The organism is Microbacterium sp. NRRL B-14842, assembly GCF_050470785.1.
In genome coordinates this window covers 2,136,926-2,151,366 of record NZ_JBFLUM010000001.1, presented here as the reverse complement: position 1 = coordinate 2,151,366, position 14,441 = coordinate 2,136,926, and the positions used below count along the sequence as shown (strand labels likewise).

Here is a 14,441-nt window from a genome sequence, read left to right as displayed (position 1 = left end):
CACCGGCGTCGGACACCGCACGAGACGGTTGACAGCGACCACCGGGGCGTGGCGTCAGCGTCCGCGGAACTCCGGCGTCCGCTTCTCCTGGAACGCGGCGAAGCCCTCCCGGTAGTCCTCGGTGTCGCACAGGGCGGCCTGGGCCGCGTTCTCGACGTCGATGGACTCCCACAGGGTGAGCCGTTCGTCGCGAATGCGAGAGACGAGCTCCTTGCTCGCCCGGAAGGCGGCCGTGGCGCCACGCGCGGCCTTCGCCGCGGCGGCCGTCGCGGCGGCCCGCACCTCGTCATCCGGGAGCACCTGGGAGAAGACCCCCGAGCGCACGGCTTCCGTGCCGCTCATGAGCCGACCCGTATAGATGAGGTCGAGCGTCTTGTGCGGGCCGAGCCGGTCGAGGAACAGCGCGTGCCCGCCGGAGTCGAGGGTCGCGCCGAGCGCCGCGAACGGGGAGCCGATCTTCGCGGATTCCGCGACGTACACGACGTCCGTCGCGATGAGCAGTCCGAGTCCCACGCCGAGGCAGGCGCCGTGGGCGACGGCGAATGTCGGCGCCGGGAAGCGGGACATGCGCTGCAGCAGCGGTGTCACCCGCCCGCCGAGGTAGCCGAGCACATCGTCGTCCCGCGGATCGACGGCGGAGATGTCCCGCCCGGCGCAGAACGCCCGCCCTTCACCACGGAGCAGCAGCGCCCGCACCCCGGCGGCCTCGGCCTCCCGGTACGCGGCGTCGAGCTCCGCGAGGGCGGCCTCGTCCAGGGCGTTGAGCTTCGCGGGGGCGTCGAGCACCACGGTGGCGACGTCGTCGGCGATGGCGAGATCGATCATGGGGTCTCCGGGTCAGACGTCGTAGTCCACGACCACGCGGTCGCTGGTCGGGTGGGACTGGCAGGTGAGCACGTAGCCGCGCTCCAGCTCGTCGGGCTCCAGGGCGTAGTTCTCGGTCATCGTGACGCTGCCCTCCAGCACGCGCGCCCGACAGGTGCCGCAGACGCCACCCGCGCACGCGAACGGGGCGTCCGGCCGCACCCGCAGTGCGGCGTTCAGCACCGACTCGCGCGCTGCGACGGGGCTTTCCACCGTCGACGAGACGCCGTCGAGGTTCACCTCGATCCGCACGGTCTTCTCGCCCGAGCGCACCGTGACCGGCCGGGCGGCCCGCACCGGCTCGTCGCCGGTCGTGAACAGCTCGAAGCGCACGTGCTCGCGGGGCACGCCCACGTCGGCCAGCACCTCCCGGCACAGGTCGACGAGTGCGAGCGGTCCGCACAGGAACCACTCGTCCACGTCGGCCGGATCGATCAGCGCGTCGAGGATCGTCCGCAGCTTGGGCTCGTCGATGCGGCCGGACAGCACCGGCGCGGTCCGCTGCTCGCGGGACAGCACGTGGTGCAGCGTGAGCCGTGTCGGGTAGCGGTCCTTGAGGTCGGCGAGGTCCTCCAGGAACATCACGTCCAGCGTCGAGCGGTTCGTGTACAGGAGCGTGAACCGCGAGGTCTGTGAGCGGGAGAGCACGGTGTGCGCGAGGGCCATCAGCGGCGTGATCCCGGAGCCGGCTGCGATCCCGACGACGTGCTTCTCGTCCAGATCGTCGAGGCCGGAGGTGAAGGTGCCCTGGGGGCTCATGACGTCGATGCGGAAGCCCGGGTGCAGGCCGGTCTGGGCCCAGGTGGAGAACGTCCCGCCCTCGTCGCGCTTCACGGCGACGCTCAGGCGGGTGGGTGCCCCGTCGGTGCGATGCTCGGGCGCCCGGCACAGCGAGTACGAACGCCGCACCTCCACGCCGTCCAGCGTCGTGCGCAGCGCCACGTATTGCCCGGGGAGATGGTCGTAGTCGTCGGCGAGCTCCGCGGGCACCGTGAAGGTCACCTCGACGGAGTCCTCGGTGAGCGGCCGGACGTCCTCGACGGCGAGCGTGTGGAACCGGGCACGGCTGCGCGCCCGGGTGGGGGAGGCGGGAGAGGGCACCGGCGTCGTCGTCGGGGCCGGGGAGAACAGCGACATCAGTGCACCTTGAAGTGATCGAAGGGTTCCAGGCAGGCCCGGCACTCGTACAGTGCCTTGCACGAGGTCGACCCGAAGCGGGAGACCTCCCGGGTGTCGAGCGAGCCGCACCGCGGACAGCGCACGCTAAGGGCGAGCCGGATCGGACCGGCGGGTACGGCCGCACGGCCGCTGGGCGGCGCGATCCCGTACGCGCGGAGCTTCTGCTTCCCGGCGTCGCTCATCCAGTCCGTCGTCCACGCGGGGGAGAGCACGAGTCGCACCTCGACGTCCGCGAAGCCGGCGGCCGTCAGCGCGAGCACGACGTCGTCGCGGATCGTGTCCATGGCCGGGCACCCGCTGTAGGTCGGCGTGATGTCGACGACCATGCGCTCGCCGCGGAGCTCGACCGCCCGCAGCACGCCGAGGTCCTCGATCGTGAGCACCGGCACCTCCGGGTCCGGCACGGCGGCGGCGATCCGCCAGGCCTGAGCCTCGACATCGGCGGTGGTCCGGGTCACCATGACGCCCCCGGATGCCGTCGCGCCAGCACCTGCATCTCGGCGAGGAGGTGACCGAAGGGGGTCGCGTGGGCGCCGTTCCGGCCGCCCGCCGACGACGCCGCCACCGGCGGCACCGCGAGCTCGGCCTCCGCGAACACGGTGGCGATGACCGCATCGAAGGGGGCGCGGAGCGTCGACGGTCGCACGGCGGCGTCGCCCAGCCGGTCGATCAGCGGTTCATCGCGGAACAGCTCGTCGACGTACGGCCACACATCCGCGAGGGCACGGATCATGCGGCGCCGTGACTCCTCCGTCCCGCCCGCCAGGCGCAGCACCCACTGCACGGCGTGGTCGCGGTGGTAGTCGACCTCCTTCAGCGCCTTCTCCGCGATCGCGGCGAGGGTGGGCTCGGAGCTCGCACGGAGCCCGGCATACAGCTCGACGAGGTAGACGGACGCGACGAGCTGGCGGGCGATGGTCTGCGCGAAGTCGCCGTTCGGCTGCTCCATGATCCAGGCGCTGCGGAACTCCGGCTCGTCGCGGAAGTAGGCGAGGTCGTCCTCGGAACGGCCGTCCCACGTCCCCGCGAAATGCAGGAAGGAGCGGGCATGGCCGAGCAGGTCGAGCGCGATGTTCCCGAGCGCGACATCCTCCTCCAGCTCGGGGGCCCGGGAGATCCAGGCGCCGAGCTGCTGCGACAGGATGAGCGCGTCGTCGCCGAGCCACAGGGCGTATTCAGCGATGTCGGCGCTCGCCGCGGTCGTGCCGGCGCCCGCGAGCTCCTCGCTGAGCCGCAACTCGTCGACGGAGACGTCCCCGTGCGCATCCCCGTGGACGTCGCCGGCTTGCTGAGCGGAGCGGGGTCCCTGAGCGTGTCGAAGGGTCACAGGTGCGGCACCCCCTCGGACGCGGTGTAGTACACCGCATGCCGGTAGTTCTTACCCGCGGGACTCTCGAAGTACGCGCCCTTGGCGTCGGGGTCGCTCGTGGTGATCGCCTCGGCGGGGACCGCCCAGATCGACACGCCCTCGCCCCGGCGGGTGTAGAGGTCGCGGGCGTTGCGGATGGCCATGTCAGCGTCGGGCGCGTGCAGCGAGCCGACGTGCACGTGGCTCAGCCCGCGGTTCGCCCGCACGAAGATCTCCCACAGCGGCCAGACCTCCCGTCCCTGGGTCCCTGAGCTCGTCGAAGGGTCGGCCCCGGGGGTCGCCATCACGCCACCGCCCCTTCAGGGGTCAGGCGGGAACGCTGCTTGCGGGCGTACTCCGCGGCGGCCTCCCGCACCCACGCGCCCTCGTCGTGCGCCGTGCGGCGGCGCTCCAGACGCTCGGCGTTGCACGGGCCGTTGCCGCGCAGCACCTGGAAGAACTCGTCCCAGTCGATCTCACCCATCTCGTAGCGACCGGTCTCCTCGTCGAACCGCAGGTCGGGATCGGGGAGGGTGACGCCGAGGATCTCGGCCTGGGGCACGAGCATGCTCACGAACCGCTGACGCAGCTCGTCGTTCGAGAAGCGCTTGATCTTCCACGCCATCGACTGGGCGGAGTTGGGGGACTGGTCGTCGGGCGGCCCGAACATCGCCAGGCTCGGCCAGTACCAGCGGTCGACCGCATCCTGCGCCATCTGCCGCTGCTCGTCCGTACCGCGCATGAGCGAGAGGAGGATCTCGAACCCCTGGCGCTGGTGGAACGACTCCTCCTTGCAGATGCGCACCATCGCGCGGCCGTAGGGGCCGTAGGAGGCGCGGCACAGCGGCACCTGGTTGCAGATCGCGGCGCCGTCGACGAGCCAGCCGATCGCGCCCATGTCGGCCCAGGTCGGGGTGGGGTAGTTGAAGATCGACGAGTACTTCGCCTTTCCGGAGATGAGGTGGTCCATCATCTCGTCACGGGTGATGCCGAGGGTCTGCGCGGCGGAGTAGAGGTAGAGCCCGTGACCGGCCTCGTCCTGCACCTTCGCCATGAGGATCGCCTTGCGCTTGAGGCTCGGGGCGCGCGTGATCCAGTTGCCCTCGGGCTGCATGCCGATGATCTCGGAATGGGCGTGCTGGGAGATCTGCCGGATGAGGGTCTTGCGATAGGCCTCGGGCATCCAGTCGCGGGGCTCGATGCGCTGCTCGTTCGCGATCAGCTCGTCGAACAGGCGTTCCTCGTCGGAGGTCTCGCCGTCCACGAGGGACAGGTCTGCGGGACTGGTCATCATCGACTCCTCGGGGTCCGGTCCTTCTTTACTGACCGATCGTTAGGTAATTCTGACACACGCGACGGCCCGATTCAACAGGACGTGTCAGCGGGAGCGCGAGATCAGCGCCAGCAGGGCGCGGCCGTAGGCCTCCGCCGGGTCCGGGTGCTCGAACAGCAGGGGAGTCCCGGCGAGCTCGATCTCGATGCGGAACGTGTCGGGGAGGCGGATGAGGGCACGGAACGTCCCGCGGAGCAGGTCCCGCAGCTGGTCCTCGCGCGGCAGCCACACCGCATCGGCGAGGGTCACGGCGTCGAGCGCCCACTCCGTCGTGCCGTTGAAGGCGAGATCCGTGCCGGCCGGCGTCTGCCGCGCCACGATGGTCATCGCGCTGACCGTGAAGACGTCGGCCTCCGCCTCCAGCTCCACCTCGTCCGGGAGGTCGAGCTGGAACCGGTCACCCTCCGCGGGCTTCCAGGTCAGGCCGGCATCGCGGAGCGCGACGGCGAGTTCGCGGGTGATCATTCCTCCACGCTACGGGTTCCGCGCCGGTCGTCCACCGAGCGCGGGCGACGGGCAGAGTCCTGTCAGAGGCCTGCGGCAGAGTGGAGGCATGACCTCCACGACTGCCGTGCCCCTCCGCGAGGCTGCTCGCGCCGCCCTCGGCGAACTCGTCGGCCGCCCCGACGTCGACTTCCACGACGGCCAGTTCGAGGCGATCGAGGCGCTGGTGGAGGGGCGTCGCCGCGCGCTGGTCGTGCAGCGCACCGGGTGGGGGAAGTCGGCGGTGTACTTCGTCGCGACCCTCCTGCGCCGCCGGCAGGGCACCGGCCCCACCGTGCTCGTCTCCCCGCTCCTGGCGCTCATGCGCGACCAGATCGCCGCGGCCGAGCGCGCGGGGGTGCGCGCGGTCGCCATCAACTCGACGAACGCGCACGAATGGGCGGAGGTGCAGGACAGCCTCGCTCGGGACGAGGTCGACGTGCTGCTCGTCTCCCCGGAGCGGCTGAACAACCCGGCCTTCCGCGAGGAGCAGCTGCCGACGCTGGTGGCGCGGCTCGGCATGCTCGTCGTCGACGAGGCGCACTGCATCAGCGACTGGGGGCACGATTTCCGCCCGGACTACCGCCGGCTCCGCGATCTCATCGCGCAGATGCCCGCCGACGTGCCGGTGCTGGCGACGACCGCGACGGCCAACAGTCGCGTGGTGGCCGACGTCGCGGAGCAGCTCGGGGCGCTGCCGGGTGGCGCGAGCGGAGCGGAGGCGGTACCCGTGCTCACGATCCGGGGGCCGCTCGCCCGCACCTCGCTGCGGCTCGGCGTGCTCCGCCTCAGGGACTCGGCGAGCCGCCTGGCCTGGCTGCTCAGTCACCTCGACGACCTCCCCGGCAGCGGGATCATCTACACGCTGACTGTGGCGGCGGCGGTCGACACCGCCCGATTCCTGCGCGACCACGGCCACGACGTGCGCGCCTACACCGGCCAGACCGATCCCGAGGAGCGCGCCGAGTCGGAGGGCCTGCTCAAGCGGAACGAGGTGAAGGCGCTCGTCGCGACCAGCGCCCTCGGCATGGGGTTCGACAAGCCGGACCTCGGGTTCGTCGTGCATCTCGGTGCCCCGTCCTCGCCCGTCGCGTACTACCAGCAGGTCGGACGAGCCGGGCGTGCCAGCGAGAGCGCGGACGTGCTCCTGCTCCCCGGTGTCGAGGACCGTGAGATCTGGCACTACTTCGCGACCGCGTCGATGCCCGATCGGGAGCGCGCGGAACGGGTCATCGCGGCGCTCGGCGACAGCCCGATCTCCACGCCGGCGCTGGAGGCCGTCGTCGACATCCGTCGTACGCCCCTCGAGCTGCTGCTGAAGGTGCTCGACGTGGACGGTGCCGTGCGCCGTGTGCAGGGCGGCTGGGTCGCGACGGGACAGCCGTGGACGTACGACGCCGAGCGCTACGAGCGCATCGCCGCCGAACGGGTCGCGGAGCAGGAGCACATGCTGGAGTACGAGCGCACGGACGGCTGTCGCATGGCCTTCCTGCAGCGGGCGCTCGACGACGACACCGCGGCTCCCTGCGGTCGGTGCGACAACTGCGCGGGCGTGTGGTTCCCGGCGGAGATCGCGCAGACGGCGAGTGCACAGGCGACGGAGTCCCTGGACCGGGTCGGTGTGCCGGTCGAGCCTCGCCGCGCGTGGCCGACCGGCGCCGACCGTCTGGGCGTGCCGGTGCGCGGTCGCATCCCCGCGGGGGAGCAGGCCGACGAGGGACGCGCCCTCGCCCGGCTCACCGACCTCGGCTGGGGCGGCGCGCTGCGCGAGATCTTCGCCGCGGGTGCCGCGGACGCGCCGATCAGCCCGGCGCTGCTGCAGGCCTGCGTGCGCGTGCTGGCCGGGTGGGACTGGGCGGAGCGGCCGATGGCTGTGGTCGCGATGCCGTCGCGCTCGCATCCGCAGCTCGTCGACTCCCTCGCCCGCGGGCTCTCGGAGATCGGGCGGCTGCCGTACCTCGGCGCGCTGGAGTGGCGGAACGGGGGTCCCTCGGGGCAGGCGGGCGGGAACAGCGTGTTCCGGCTCGCGGGGGTGTGGGATCGGTTCGACGCGGCGCATCTCGAAGTCCCCGCCGGTCCGGTGCTGCTCGTCGACGACCTCATCGACAGTCGCTGGACCCTGACGGTCGCGGCGCGCGCGGTGCGGCAGGCCGGAGCCACGGCCGTGCTGCCGTTCGCGCTCGGCCTGCGCGGCTGAGCACCGGTCCCCGAACCGACGCCGTCAGTCCTCGGCGGGGGCCACGGGTGGCGGCCAGGTCGTCGCGCCGAGTTCGCGGGAGATGTTCCGTGCCGTGTCCCGCAGCGCGTGCATGGTCGCGTCGGATGCGGGTGCCTCCGACGTCGGCAGCACGACGGCGACGGCGGCGACGATCGTGTTCGAGGCGTCGGCGATCGGGGCGGCGAGGGAGGATTCGCCGAGCACGGCTTCGTCCGTCTCGGCCGCCGTCCCGCGCTCCGCGATCCCCGGCAGCTCGAGGGTCAGTCGGGCGACGTCAGTGATGGTGTCGCCGGTGAGGCTGCGCAGGGGCTCCGCGAACACGCTCTGCTGGAAGCCCTGGTCGTAGGCGAGGAGCACCTTCCCCATGGCGGAGGCGTGCGCGGGGACGGCCATCCCGGTCTCCAGCATCTGCGGGCTGTCGTCGGGCCGGAGGTTGTGGTGGATCACGAGGACGTCCGTGAGGTGCGGCGCGCCGAGGCGCACGGACAGCTCGGTGCGCCGGGCCAGTTCCTGCGTCCAGCGCATCGCCCGCGCCCGCACATCCAGTGTGTCGAGGTACACGTTGCTCAGCCGCAGGAGGGTAGGGCCGAGCATGTAGCGCTGTCCGCCGCGCTCCTTCGCGACGAGGCCGTGCGCGCGCAGCGACTTCACCAGCCCGTGCACGGTCGACGGCGGAAGGCTCAGGGCCGCGGCGAGATCGGTGATACCGAGGTGGCGGGCGCCCTGGAGCAGGTCGAGGATCTTCGCCGCGCGGTCGATCGCCTGGATCATGCGCGTCCTCCTTCCGGTCGTCGTCGAGCCGGGTTTCCGGTCGCCGGATCGATCTTGACAACCCGGCAGGCTCCGAGCATATTCGACATTGACGAATCCTTTTCGGATTTTTGCTCGAGACTCACGCCGCATCAAAGGAGATCGCAGGATGAAGAAGCTCATCAACGCCCCGGAGGACGTCCTCGTCGAGTCCCTGAAGGGCGTCGCCGCCGCGCACCCCGAACTCTCCGTCGACCTGGAGAACCACGTCATCACCCGGGCGACACCGAAGGATCAGGGCAAGGTGGCCGTCGTCTCCGGAGGGGGATCCGGCCACGAACCGCTGCACGGCGGCTACGTCGGCACCGGCATGCTCGACGCGGCCGTCGCCGGCGAGGTCTTCACCTCGCCCACCCCCGACCGCGTGCAGGTGGCGACCCAGGCGGTCGACCGCGGCGCCGGCGTGCTGCACATCGTCAAGAACTACACGGGCGACGTGCTCAACTTCGAGATGGCCGCCGAGCTCGCGGCGATGGAGGGGATCGAGGTCGGCACGGTCGTCGTGGACGACGACGTGGCCGTGCAGGACTCGCTCTACACCGCCGGCCGTCGTGGCGTCGGCCTCACCGTCCTGCTGGAGAAGCTCGTAGGGGCCGCGGCGGAGGAGGGCCGCGACCTCGCGTCGGTCGTCGACCTCGCGAAGCGCATCAACGGGCAGGGGCGCTCGATGGGCATGGCCCTCACGAGCTGCACGGTGCCCGCCGCCGGGAAGCCCACCTTCGACCTCCCTGACGATCAGATGGAGATCGGCATCGGCATCCACGGCGAGCCGGGACGGCATCGTGAGCCGCTCGCGCCGGCGTCGGAGATCGCCCGGCAGCTCGTCGAGCCGATCCTCGGCGACCTCGATGCGGCAGGACCCGCGATCGTGATGCTCAACGGCATGGGCGCCACACCCCTGATCGAGCTCTACCTCATGTACGGCGAGGTCGCCGCGATCCTGGAGAAGTCCGGCGTGCAGATCGCGCGGAACCTGGTGGGCAACTACATCACCTCCCTCGACATGGCCGGGTGCTCCGTCACGGTGCTGAAGGCCGACGACGAGCTGCTGCGGCTGTGGGACGCCCCGGTGAACACCCCCGGCCTGCGGTGGGGCGCGTGATGGCGGCCGTCGGCACCGACGTCCTCGTCGACTGGATCTCCCGCTACCGCGAGGCCGTCACCGCGCAGCGCGACTGGCTCACGGAACTGGACTCCGCGATCGGGGACGCCGACCACGGCGCGAACATGGCGCGGGGCTTCACGGCGGTCGGGGAGAAGCTCGCGGCGACGACGCCCGCGACGATCGACGAACTCCTCAAGTCCGTCGGCATGACCCTGGTGAGCTCGGTGGGCGGTGCGAGTGGCCCCCTCTACGGCACCTTCTTCCTGCGCATGGGGATGTCGGCCGGTGCGGTGACGACATTGGACGGACCGGCGCTCGCCGCGGCACTGCGGGCGGGGCTCGAGGGCATCGTCGCGCGGGGCAAGCCCGAGGCCGGCGACAAGACGATGTTCGATGCGATGGCCCCCGCGGTCGACGCTTTCGATGCCGCCCTCGCCGGCGGAGCGGATACCGCGGCGGCGGCCAGGGCGGCCGCGGACGCCGCGGCCGCCGGTCGTGACGCCACGGTGCCCCTCGTCGCCCGGAAGGGCAGAGCGAGCTACCTCGGTGAACGCAGCGCCGGACATCTCGACCCGGGAGCCGCCTCGACGGCGCTCCTGTTCGAGACGCTCGCCGCGGCCCTCACGGACGCCGGATGATCGGGATCGTCGCCGTCTCCCACAGCGCCCGGCTCGGGGAGGCGGCGCTCGAACTCGCCCTGCAGATGGTGCCGGGCGGCGGCGTGCAGGTCCGTGTGGCGGCCGGTGCGGGTGTGGACGCGGAGGGTGCGCCGATCCTCGGGACGGACGCCGTCGCGGTGTCGGCGGCGATCGACGAGCTCGCCCCCGACGTCGACGGCGTGCTCGTGCTGATGGATCTCGGGTCGGCCGTGCTGAGCGCCGAACTCGCGCTCGAACTGCGCAGCAGCGACGTGCCGGTGCGGCTGGCTCCGGCACCGTTCGTCGAGGGCCTCCTCGCGGCGGTCGTGGCTGCGGCGGCAGGCGGCGACCTCGACGCGGTCGCCGCCGAAGCCTCGTCCGCCCTCGCGGCGAAGACCGGCCAGCTCCTCCCGCCGGACGCGGAAGGCACGGCGGCAGCGGACTCCGCGCCGGTGTCGGCGGGGGACGCCTCCGCCTCGCCCGACGTGGCCGGGGAGACCGTGACGCGTCGTGTGCGCGTGCGCAACCCTCTCGGCATCCATGCCCGCCCCGCCGCGCTGATCGCGGAGTCGGCGGCGGGGGCGGACGTGCGTCTGCGGCGGCTGCCGGACGGCCAGGAAGCCGCGGCCGGAAGCCTGACCCGGCTGCTCGCGCTCGGGGCGCGTCAGGGGACCGAGATCGAACTCACCGGTCGGGGAGCGGACGCCGAGGCGGCGATCGACCGCCTGGTCTCGCTCTTCCAGGGAGGGTTCGGCGAGGGCGTCGAGGCGGACGAGGGTGCCGCCGGCAGCTCCGGAACCGCACCCGCGCCCGCGCCCGGCACGGCCGGGGACGATCAGACGCGAACCGGGGCCGACCACGCGTCCGCGCCGCCGCCGGAGATCGTCTCCGGGACCGTGCTGCAGGGCCGTGGGGTCAGTCCCGGACGTGTGGCCGCGAGGGCGGTGTCCCTCGCACCGGCACTCCCGGAACCGGATGCCGAGACCGTCGTCCCGCCGGAGGGTCGCGAGGCCGAGGTCTCCACGATCGAATGGGCGGCGGTCGCCGTCGCCGATCAGCTGCGATCGCGCGCCGAGCGGGCGCGCGGAGAGGCGCGGGCGATCCTGGACGCGTCACGGCTCCTCGCCTCGGATCCTGAGCTGGTGGCCGAAGCCACCGCCCTCGTGCGCGCACAGGGGCGGACGGCGGCGCGAGCGGTCTGGGAGACCTCCGCGGCGCACGAAGCGGCGCTCACGGCTCTCGGCGGGAGGATGGCGGAACGCGCCGCCGACATCCGTGACGTCCGCGACCGCATGATCGCCGAGATCCTCCGGGTGGACATGCCAGGGGTCCCCGAGCGTGACGAGCCGTTCGTGCTCGTCGCGACCGACCTCGCCCCCGCCGACACCGCGGCGCTGGAAGGGGGTAGCTGCGTCGCCCTCGTGACAGCGGACGGCGGGCCGACCTCGCACACGGCGATCATCGCGCGCGCGCTGGGACTGCCCGCCGTGGTCGGGGTGGCCGGAGCGACGGGGATCCCCGAGGGTGCCATGCTCCTCGTCGACGGCGACCACGGCACCATCCACGTCGACCCGGACGAGGCGGAGATCGCCGAGGCACGGGCCGCGGCGGTCGTCGTCACCTTCGATGGACGGGGCCGTCTCGCCGACGGGACCCGCGTGCCGCTCCTGGCCAACGTCGGAGGGGCATCGGATGCCGGGAGCGCCGCGGCGGCGCACGCCGAGGGGGTCGGACTGTTCCGCACCGAGTTCTGCTTCCTCGACCGGACCGAAGCGCCGAGCATCGAGGAGCAGGTGGAGGCGTACCGCGGGGTCCTTCGCGCGTTCCCCGGACGCAAGGTGGTCGTGCGCACGCTGGATGCGGGGAGCGACAAGCCCCTGCCGTTCGCGAACGACGACGACGAGGACAACCCGGCGCTCGGCGTCCGGGGCCTGCGTCTCTCCCGTCGCCGGCCAGCGCTGCTCGACGACCAGCTCCGCGCGCTCGCCAGGGCTGCCGACGCGGAATCCGCGGACGTGGAGGTCATGGCGCCGATGGTCGCCACGGTCGACGAGGCGGCGGACTTCGCCGCGCGGTGTCGTGCCGCGGGGCTGGACAGAGCGGGGATCATGATCGAGACCCCGGCGGCGGCGCTGCTGGCTGCCGAGCTGTTCGAGGTCGTGGACTTCGTGAGCCTGGGGACCAACGATCTCGCGCAGTACACTCTGGCCGCCGACCGGCTGTCCAGCGCGCTCGCCGATCTCAACGACCCCTGGCAGCCGGCGGTGCTGCGGCTGATCGGGACGGTCGGGGCGGCGGGGCGAGCGGCGGGCAAGCCGGTCGGGATCTGCGGGGAGGCGGCCGGTGATCCCGCGCTCGCTCCGGTACTCGTCGGGCTCGGCGCGACCTCGCTGTCGATGACGCCTCGCGCGCTCGGGCGGGTGGCGGCCGCGCTCGACGTGGTGGGCCCGGACGAGTGCCGACGGGCGGCGGAGGGGGCGAGCCGCGCGGCGACCGCTGCGGAGGCGCGGCAGGCAGCAGCTCTCGTGCTCGGCGGAGGCGGCGCCGGCTGAGCCGCACGGCTCCTGCGTCCAGCTCCTTGCGTTACTGACCGATCGTTCAGTTAGTATGGGCGGACGGGACGCGGTCGTCCCGTCCCAGCGCGACGAGGAGGTCGGCGATGACGGAGGCGACGGAGACGGCGGAGGCCATCCGGCCGAATCGGGCCATGATGGCACGAGACCGGGCCTCGGCGATGCTCGGTCTGGTCGTGGAGCGCGACGACCCCGGGCACGCGGTCGTATCCATGCGCGTCCGTGACGACATGACCAACGGCTTCCGGATCACCCACGGCGGGCTCGTGTTCGCGCTCGCCGACACCGCCTTCGCGATCGCGTGCAACGAGGACGATCGGGTGACGGTGGCCGCCGGTGCCGACATCTCGTTCCTCAAGCCCACCGTCGCGGGGCAGACGCTCACCGCGACCGCCGTCCGCCGCGCCCGCACCGGTCGCTCCGGCCTCTACGACGTGACGGTCGTGGACGACCAGGGCGACGCCGTCGCCGAGTTCCGCGGCCGCTCCCGCACGACTTCCCGCACCTTCTGACCCCGCCCCCGTCCCGAGGAGTCCCCGTGTCGATGATGACCGCCCCCGCCTCCGCCCTCCGCCCGCCCACGGCCGATGAGCTCGACCCCGAGGAGCGGATGAGCCGCGCCGAGATCGAGCAGCTCCAGCTCGAGCGCCTGCGGTGGACCGTGCAGCACGCCTACCGCAACGTCCCGCTCTACACGCGGAAGTTCGATGAGGCGGGCGTGCACCCCGACGACATCCGCACGCTCGACGACGTGCACCGGCTGCCGTTCACCACCAAGGACGACCTGCGCGAGACGTACCCGTTCGGGATGTTCGCGGTGCCGATGGCCGACGTCGCCCGCATCCACGCGTCCAGCGGCACCACGGGGCGCCCGACCGTCGTCGGCTACACGCGTGGCGACCTCGACCGCTGGGGGTCACTCGTGGCCCGCTCGCTCCGGGCCAGCGGGATCAGGCGCGGCATGAAGGTGCACAACGCCTACGGCTACGGCCTCTTCACGGGTGGGCTCGGCGCGCATGCCGGGATCGAGGCGCTGGGAGCGACCGTGATCCCCATGTCGGGCGGGCAGACCGCGCGCCAGGTGCAGCTCATCCACGACTTCGAGCCGGACGCGATCCTGTGCACGCCGAGCTATTTGCTCACGATCGCCGACGCGATGGCCGCGCAGGGCATCGACCCGCGGTCCACCTCGCTCAAGGTCGCGGTGCTCGGCGCGGAGCCCTGGACCAACGAGATGCGGCACGAGTTGGAGCAGCGGCTCGGCATCGACGCCCTCGACATCTTCGGACTCAGCGAGGTCATGGGGCCCGGCGTCGGCAACGAATGCCTCGAGACCAAGGACGGCCCGCACCTGTGGGAGGACCACTTCCTGCCGGAGGTGATCGACGGCGACACGCTGCAGGCGCTTCCGGACGGCGAGCGGGGGGAGCTCGTCTTCACCTCGCTGACCAAGGAGGCGTTCCCCGTCATCCGGTACCGCACGCGCGACATCACCCGTCTGCTCCCTGGCACGGCGCGGCCGGGGATGCGGCGCATGGAGAAGGTCACCGGACGCAACGACGACATGATCATCCTGCGCGGCGTCAACCTCTTCCCGACGCAGATCGAGGAGCTGGTCCTCGGCATCGAGCAGCTCACCCCGCACTTCATCCTGGAGCTGACGAAGGAGGGCCGGATGGACGCCCTCACCGTGCGCATCGAGCGCCATCCCGACCTTTCCGTGGAGACGTGCGAGGCGGCGGCACAGGTGCTGGTGCAGCGCATCAAGGTGTTCATCGGCTCGTCGGTCGCCGTCCGCCTGGAGGAGCCGGGGGCACTGCCGCGTAGCGAGGGCAAGTACAAGCGCGTGTATGACCTGCGCTGACACGCGGGGGTCTCGGCGGCGACCTC

14 protein-coding genes are annotated in these 14,441 nt (G+C 72.3%); 6 read left to right on the top strand and 8 right to left on the bottom strand.

Annotated elements, in window-relative coordinates:
* Positions 1 to 54 precede the first annotated feature (54 nt).
* The 7 genes from AB1285_RS10620 to AB1285_RS10590 form a co-directional block, all read right to left on the bottom strand.
* Positions 55 to 825 carry an enoyl-CoA hydratase/isomerase family protein gene (locus AB1285_RS10620; RefSeq protein ID WP_268777150.1) on the bottom strand — a complete coding sequence of 257 codons (771 nt, stop codon included), beginning with the start codon at positions 823 to 825 and terminating at the stop codon, positions 55 to 57.
* A gap of 12 nt (positions 826 to 837) precedes the next feature.
* Positions 838 to 2,001, bottom strand: a complete 1,164-nt coding sequence (gene paaE / locus AB1285_RS10615) for a 1,2-phenylacetyl-CoA epoxidase subunit PaaE (RefSeq protein WP_292798048.1) — start codon at positions 1,999 to 2,001, stop codon at positions 838 to 840.
* A complete protein-coding gene (paaD, locus tag AB1285_RS10610; RefSeq protein ID WP_292798051.1) occupies positions 2,001 to 2,504 on the bottom strand; it encodes a 1,2-phenylacetyl-CoA epoxidase subunit PaaD in 504 nt (167 codons plus the stop codon). Before paaD ends, paaE begins: the two co-directional genes overlap by 1 nt.
* A complete protein-coding gene (paaC, locus tag AB1285_RS10605; protein ID WP_370428294.1) occupies positions 2,498 to 3,370 on the bottom strand; it encodes a 1,2-phenylacetyl-CoA epoxidase subunit PaaC in 873 nt (290 codons plus the stop codon). The genes paaD and paaC overlap by 7 nt, the downstream gene beginning before the upstream one ends.
* Positions 3,367 to 3,696 (bottom strand): 1,2-phenylacetyl-CoA epoxidase subunit PaaB, encoded by a 330-nt coding sequence (gene paaB / locus AB1285_RS10600; protein WP_025103829.1) that lies wholly within the window; start codon positions 3,694 to 3,696, stop codon positions 3,367 to 3,369. The genes paaC and paaB overlap by 4 nt, the downstream gene beginning before the upstream one ends.
* Positions 3,696 to 4,685, bottom strand: coding sequence for a 1,2-phenylacetyl-CoA epoxidase subunit PaaA (paaA, locus tag AB1285_RS10595; protein ID WP_370428293.1), 990 nt, complete (start codon positions 4,683 to 4,685; stop codon positions 3,696 to 3,698). Before paaA ends, paaB begins: the two co-directional genes overlap by 1 nt.
* A gap of 84 nt (positions 4,686 to 4,769) precedes the next feature.
* Positions 4,770 to 5,189 carry a pilus assembly protein CpaE gene (locus tag AB1285_RS10590; protein WP_370428292.1) on the bottom strand — a complete coding sequence of 140 codons (420 nt, stop codon included), beginning with the start codon at positions 5,187 to 5,189 and terminating at the stop codon, positions 4,770 to 4,772.
* Positions 5,190 to 5,277: 88 nt separating this feature from the next.
* On the opposite strand from AB1285_RS10590, the gene AB1285_RS10585 reads away from it, so the two are divergent.
* A complete protein-coding gene (locus AB1285_RS10585; RefSeq protein ID WP_292798060.1) occupies positions 5,278 to 7,404 on the top strand; it encodes a RecQ family ATP-dependent DNA helicase in 2,127 nt (708 codons plus the stop codon).
* Positions 7,405 to 7,428: 24 nt separating this feature from the next.
* Here AB1285_RS10585 and AB1285_RS10580 read toward each other — a convergent pair whose 3' ends face one another.
* Positions 7,429 to 8,196, bottom strand: a complete 768-nt coding sequence (locus AB1285_RS10580; protein ID WP_268777145.1) for an IclR family transcriptional regulator — start codon at positions 8,194 to 8,196, stop codon at positions 7,429 to 7,431.
* A 148-nt stretch (positions 8,197 to 8,344) separates the two neighbouring features.
* On the opposite strand from AB1285_RS10580, the gene dhaK reads away from it, so the two are divergent.
* The 5 genes from dhaK to paaK all read left to right on the top strand — a co-directional run bounded on the left by dhaK (position 8,345) and on the right by paaK (position 14,415).
* Entirely contained in the window at positions 8,345 to 9,337 is a 993-nt protein-coding gene (gene dhaK, locus AB1285_RS10575; protein WP_370428291.1) for a dihydroxyacetone kinase subunit DhaK, read from the top strand.
* On the top strand, positions 9,337 to 9,978 hold the full coding sequence (gene dhaL, locus AB1285_RS10570) for a dihydroxyacetone kinase subunit DhaL (protein ID WP_370428394.1): 642 nt from the start codon (positions 9,337 to 9,339) through the stop codon (positions 9,976 to 9,978). Before dhaK ends, dhaL begins: the two co-directional genes overlap by 1 nt.
* Positions 9,975 to 12,530, top strand: coding sequence for a phosphoenolpyruvate--protein phosphotransferase (ptsP, locus tag AB1285_RS10565; protein WP_313366426.1), 2,556 nt, complete (start codon positions 9,975 to 9,977; stop codon positions 12,528 to 12,530). The genes dhaL and ptsP overlap by 4 nt, the downstream gene beginning before the upstream one ends.
* A gap of 155 nt (positions 12,531 to 12,685) precedes the next feature.
* The gene (paaI, locus tag AB1285_RS10560; protein ID WP_292797688.1) at positions 12,686 to 13,063 is read left to right on the top strand and encodes a hydroxyphenylacetyl-CoA thioesterase PaaI; all 378 of its coding nucleotides are present in this window, start codon (positions 12,686 to 12,688) and stop codon (positions 13,061 to 13,063) included.
* Positions 13,064 to 13,095: 32 nt separating this feature from the next.
* Entirely contained in the window at positions 13,096 to 14,415 is a 1,320-nt protein-coding gene (gene paaK, locus AB1285_RS10555; protein ID WP_292797704.1) for a phenylacetate--CoA ligase PaaK, read from the top strand.
* Positions 14,416 to 14,441 lie beyond the last annotated feature (26 nt).

Bases quoted from the DNA above. Each gene is read 5' to 3' on its own strand.
- AB1285_RS10620 (WP_268777150.1), bottom strand. From the start codon at position 825: ATGATCGATCTCGCCATCGCCGACGACGTCGCCACCGTGGTGCTCGAC.
- paaE (WP_292798048.1), bottom strand. From the start codon at position 2,001: ATGTCGCTGTTCTCCCCGGCCCCGACGACGACGCCGGTGCCCTCTCCC.
- paaD (WP_292798051.1), bottom strand. From the start codon at position 2,504: ATGGTGACCCGGACCACCGCCGATGTCGAGGCTCAGGCCTGGCGGATC.
- paaB (WP_025103829.1), bottom strand. From the start codon at position 3,696: ATGGCGACCCCCGGGGCCGACCCTTCGACGAGCTCAGGGACCCAGGGA.
- paaA (WP_370428293.1), bottom strand. From the start codon at position 4,685: ATGATGACCAGTCCCGCAGACCTGTCCCTCGTGGACGGCGAGACCTCC.
- AB1285_RS10590 (WP_370428292.1), bottom strand. From the start codon at position 5,189: ATGATCACCCGCGAACTCGCCGTCGCGCTCCGCGATGCCGGCCTGACC.
- AB1285_RS10585 (WP_292798060.1), top strand. From the start codon at position 5,278: ATGACCTCCACGACTGCCGTGCCCCTCCGCGAGGCTGCTCGCGCCGCC.
- AB1285_RS10580 (WP_268777145.1), bottom strand. From the start codon at position 8,196: ATGATCCAGGCGATCGACCGCGCGGCGAAGATCCTCGACCTGCTCCAG.
- dhaK (WP_370428291.1), top strand. From the start codon at position 8,345: ATGAAGAAGCTCATCAACGCCCCGGAGGACGTCCTCGTCGAGTCCCTG.
- dhaL (WP_370428394.1), top strand. From the start codon at position 9,337: ATGGCGGCCGTCGGCACCGACGTCCTCGTCGACTGGATCTCCCGCTAC.
- ptsP (WP_313366426.1), top strand. From the start codon at position 9,975: ATGATCGGGATCGTCGCCGTCTCCCACAGCGCCCGGCTCGGGGAGGCG.
- paaI (WP_292797688.1), top strand. From the start codon at position 12,686: ATGATGGCACGAGACCGGGCCTCGGCGATGCTCGGTCTGGTCGTGGAG.
- paaK (WP_292797704.1), top strand. From the start codon at position 13,096: ATGATGACCGCCCCCGCCTCCGCCCTCCGCCCGCCCACGGCCGATGAG.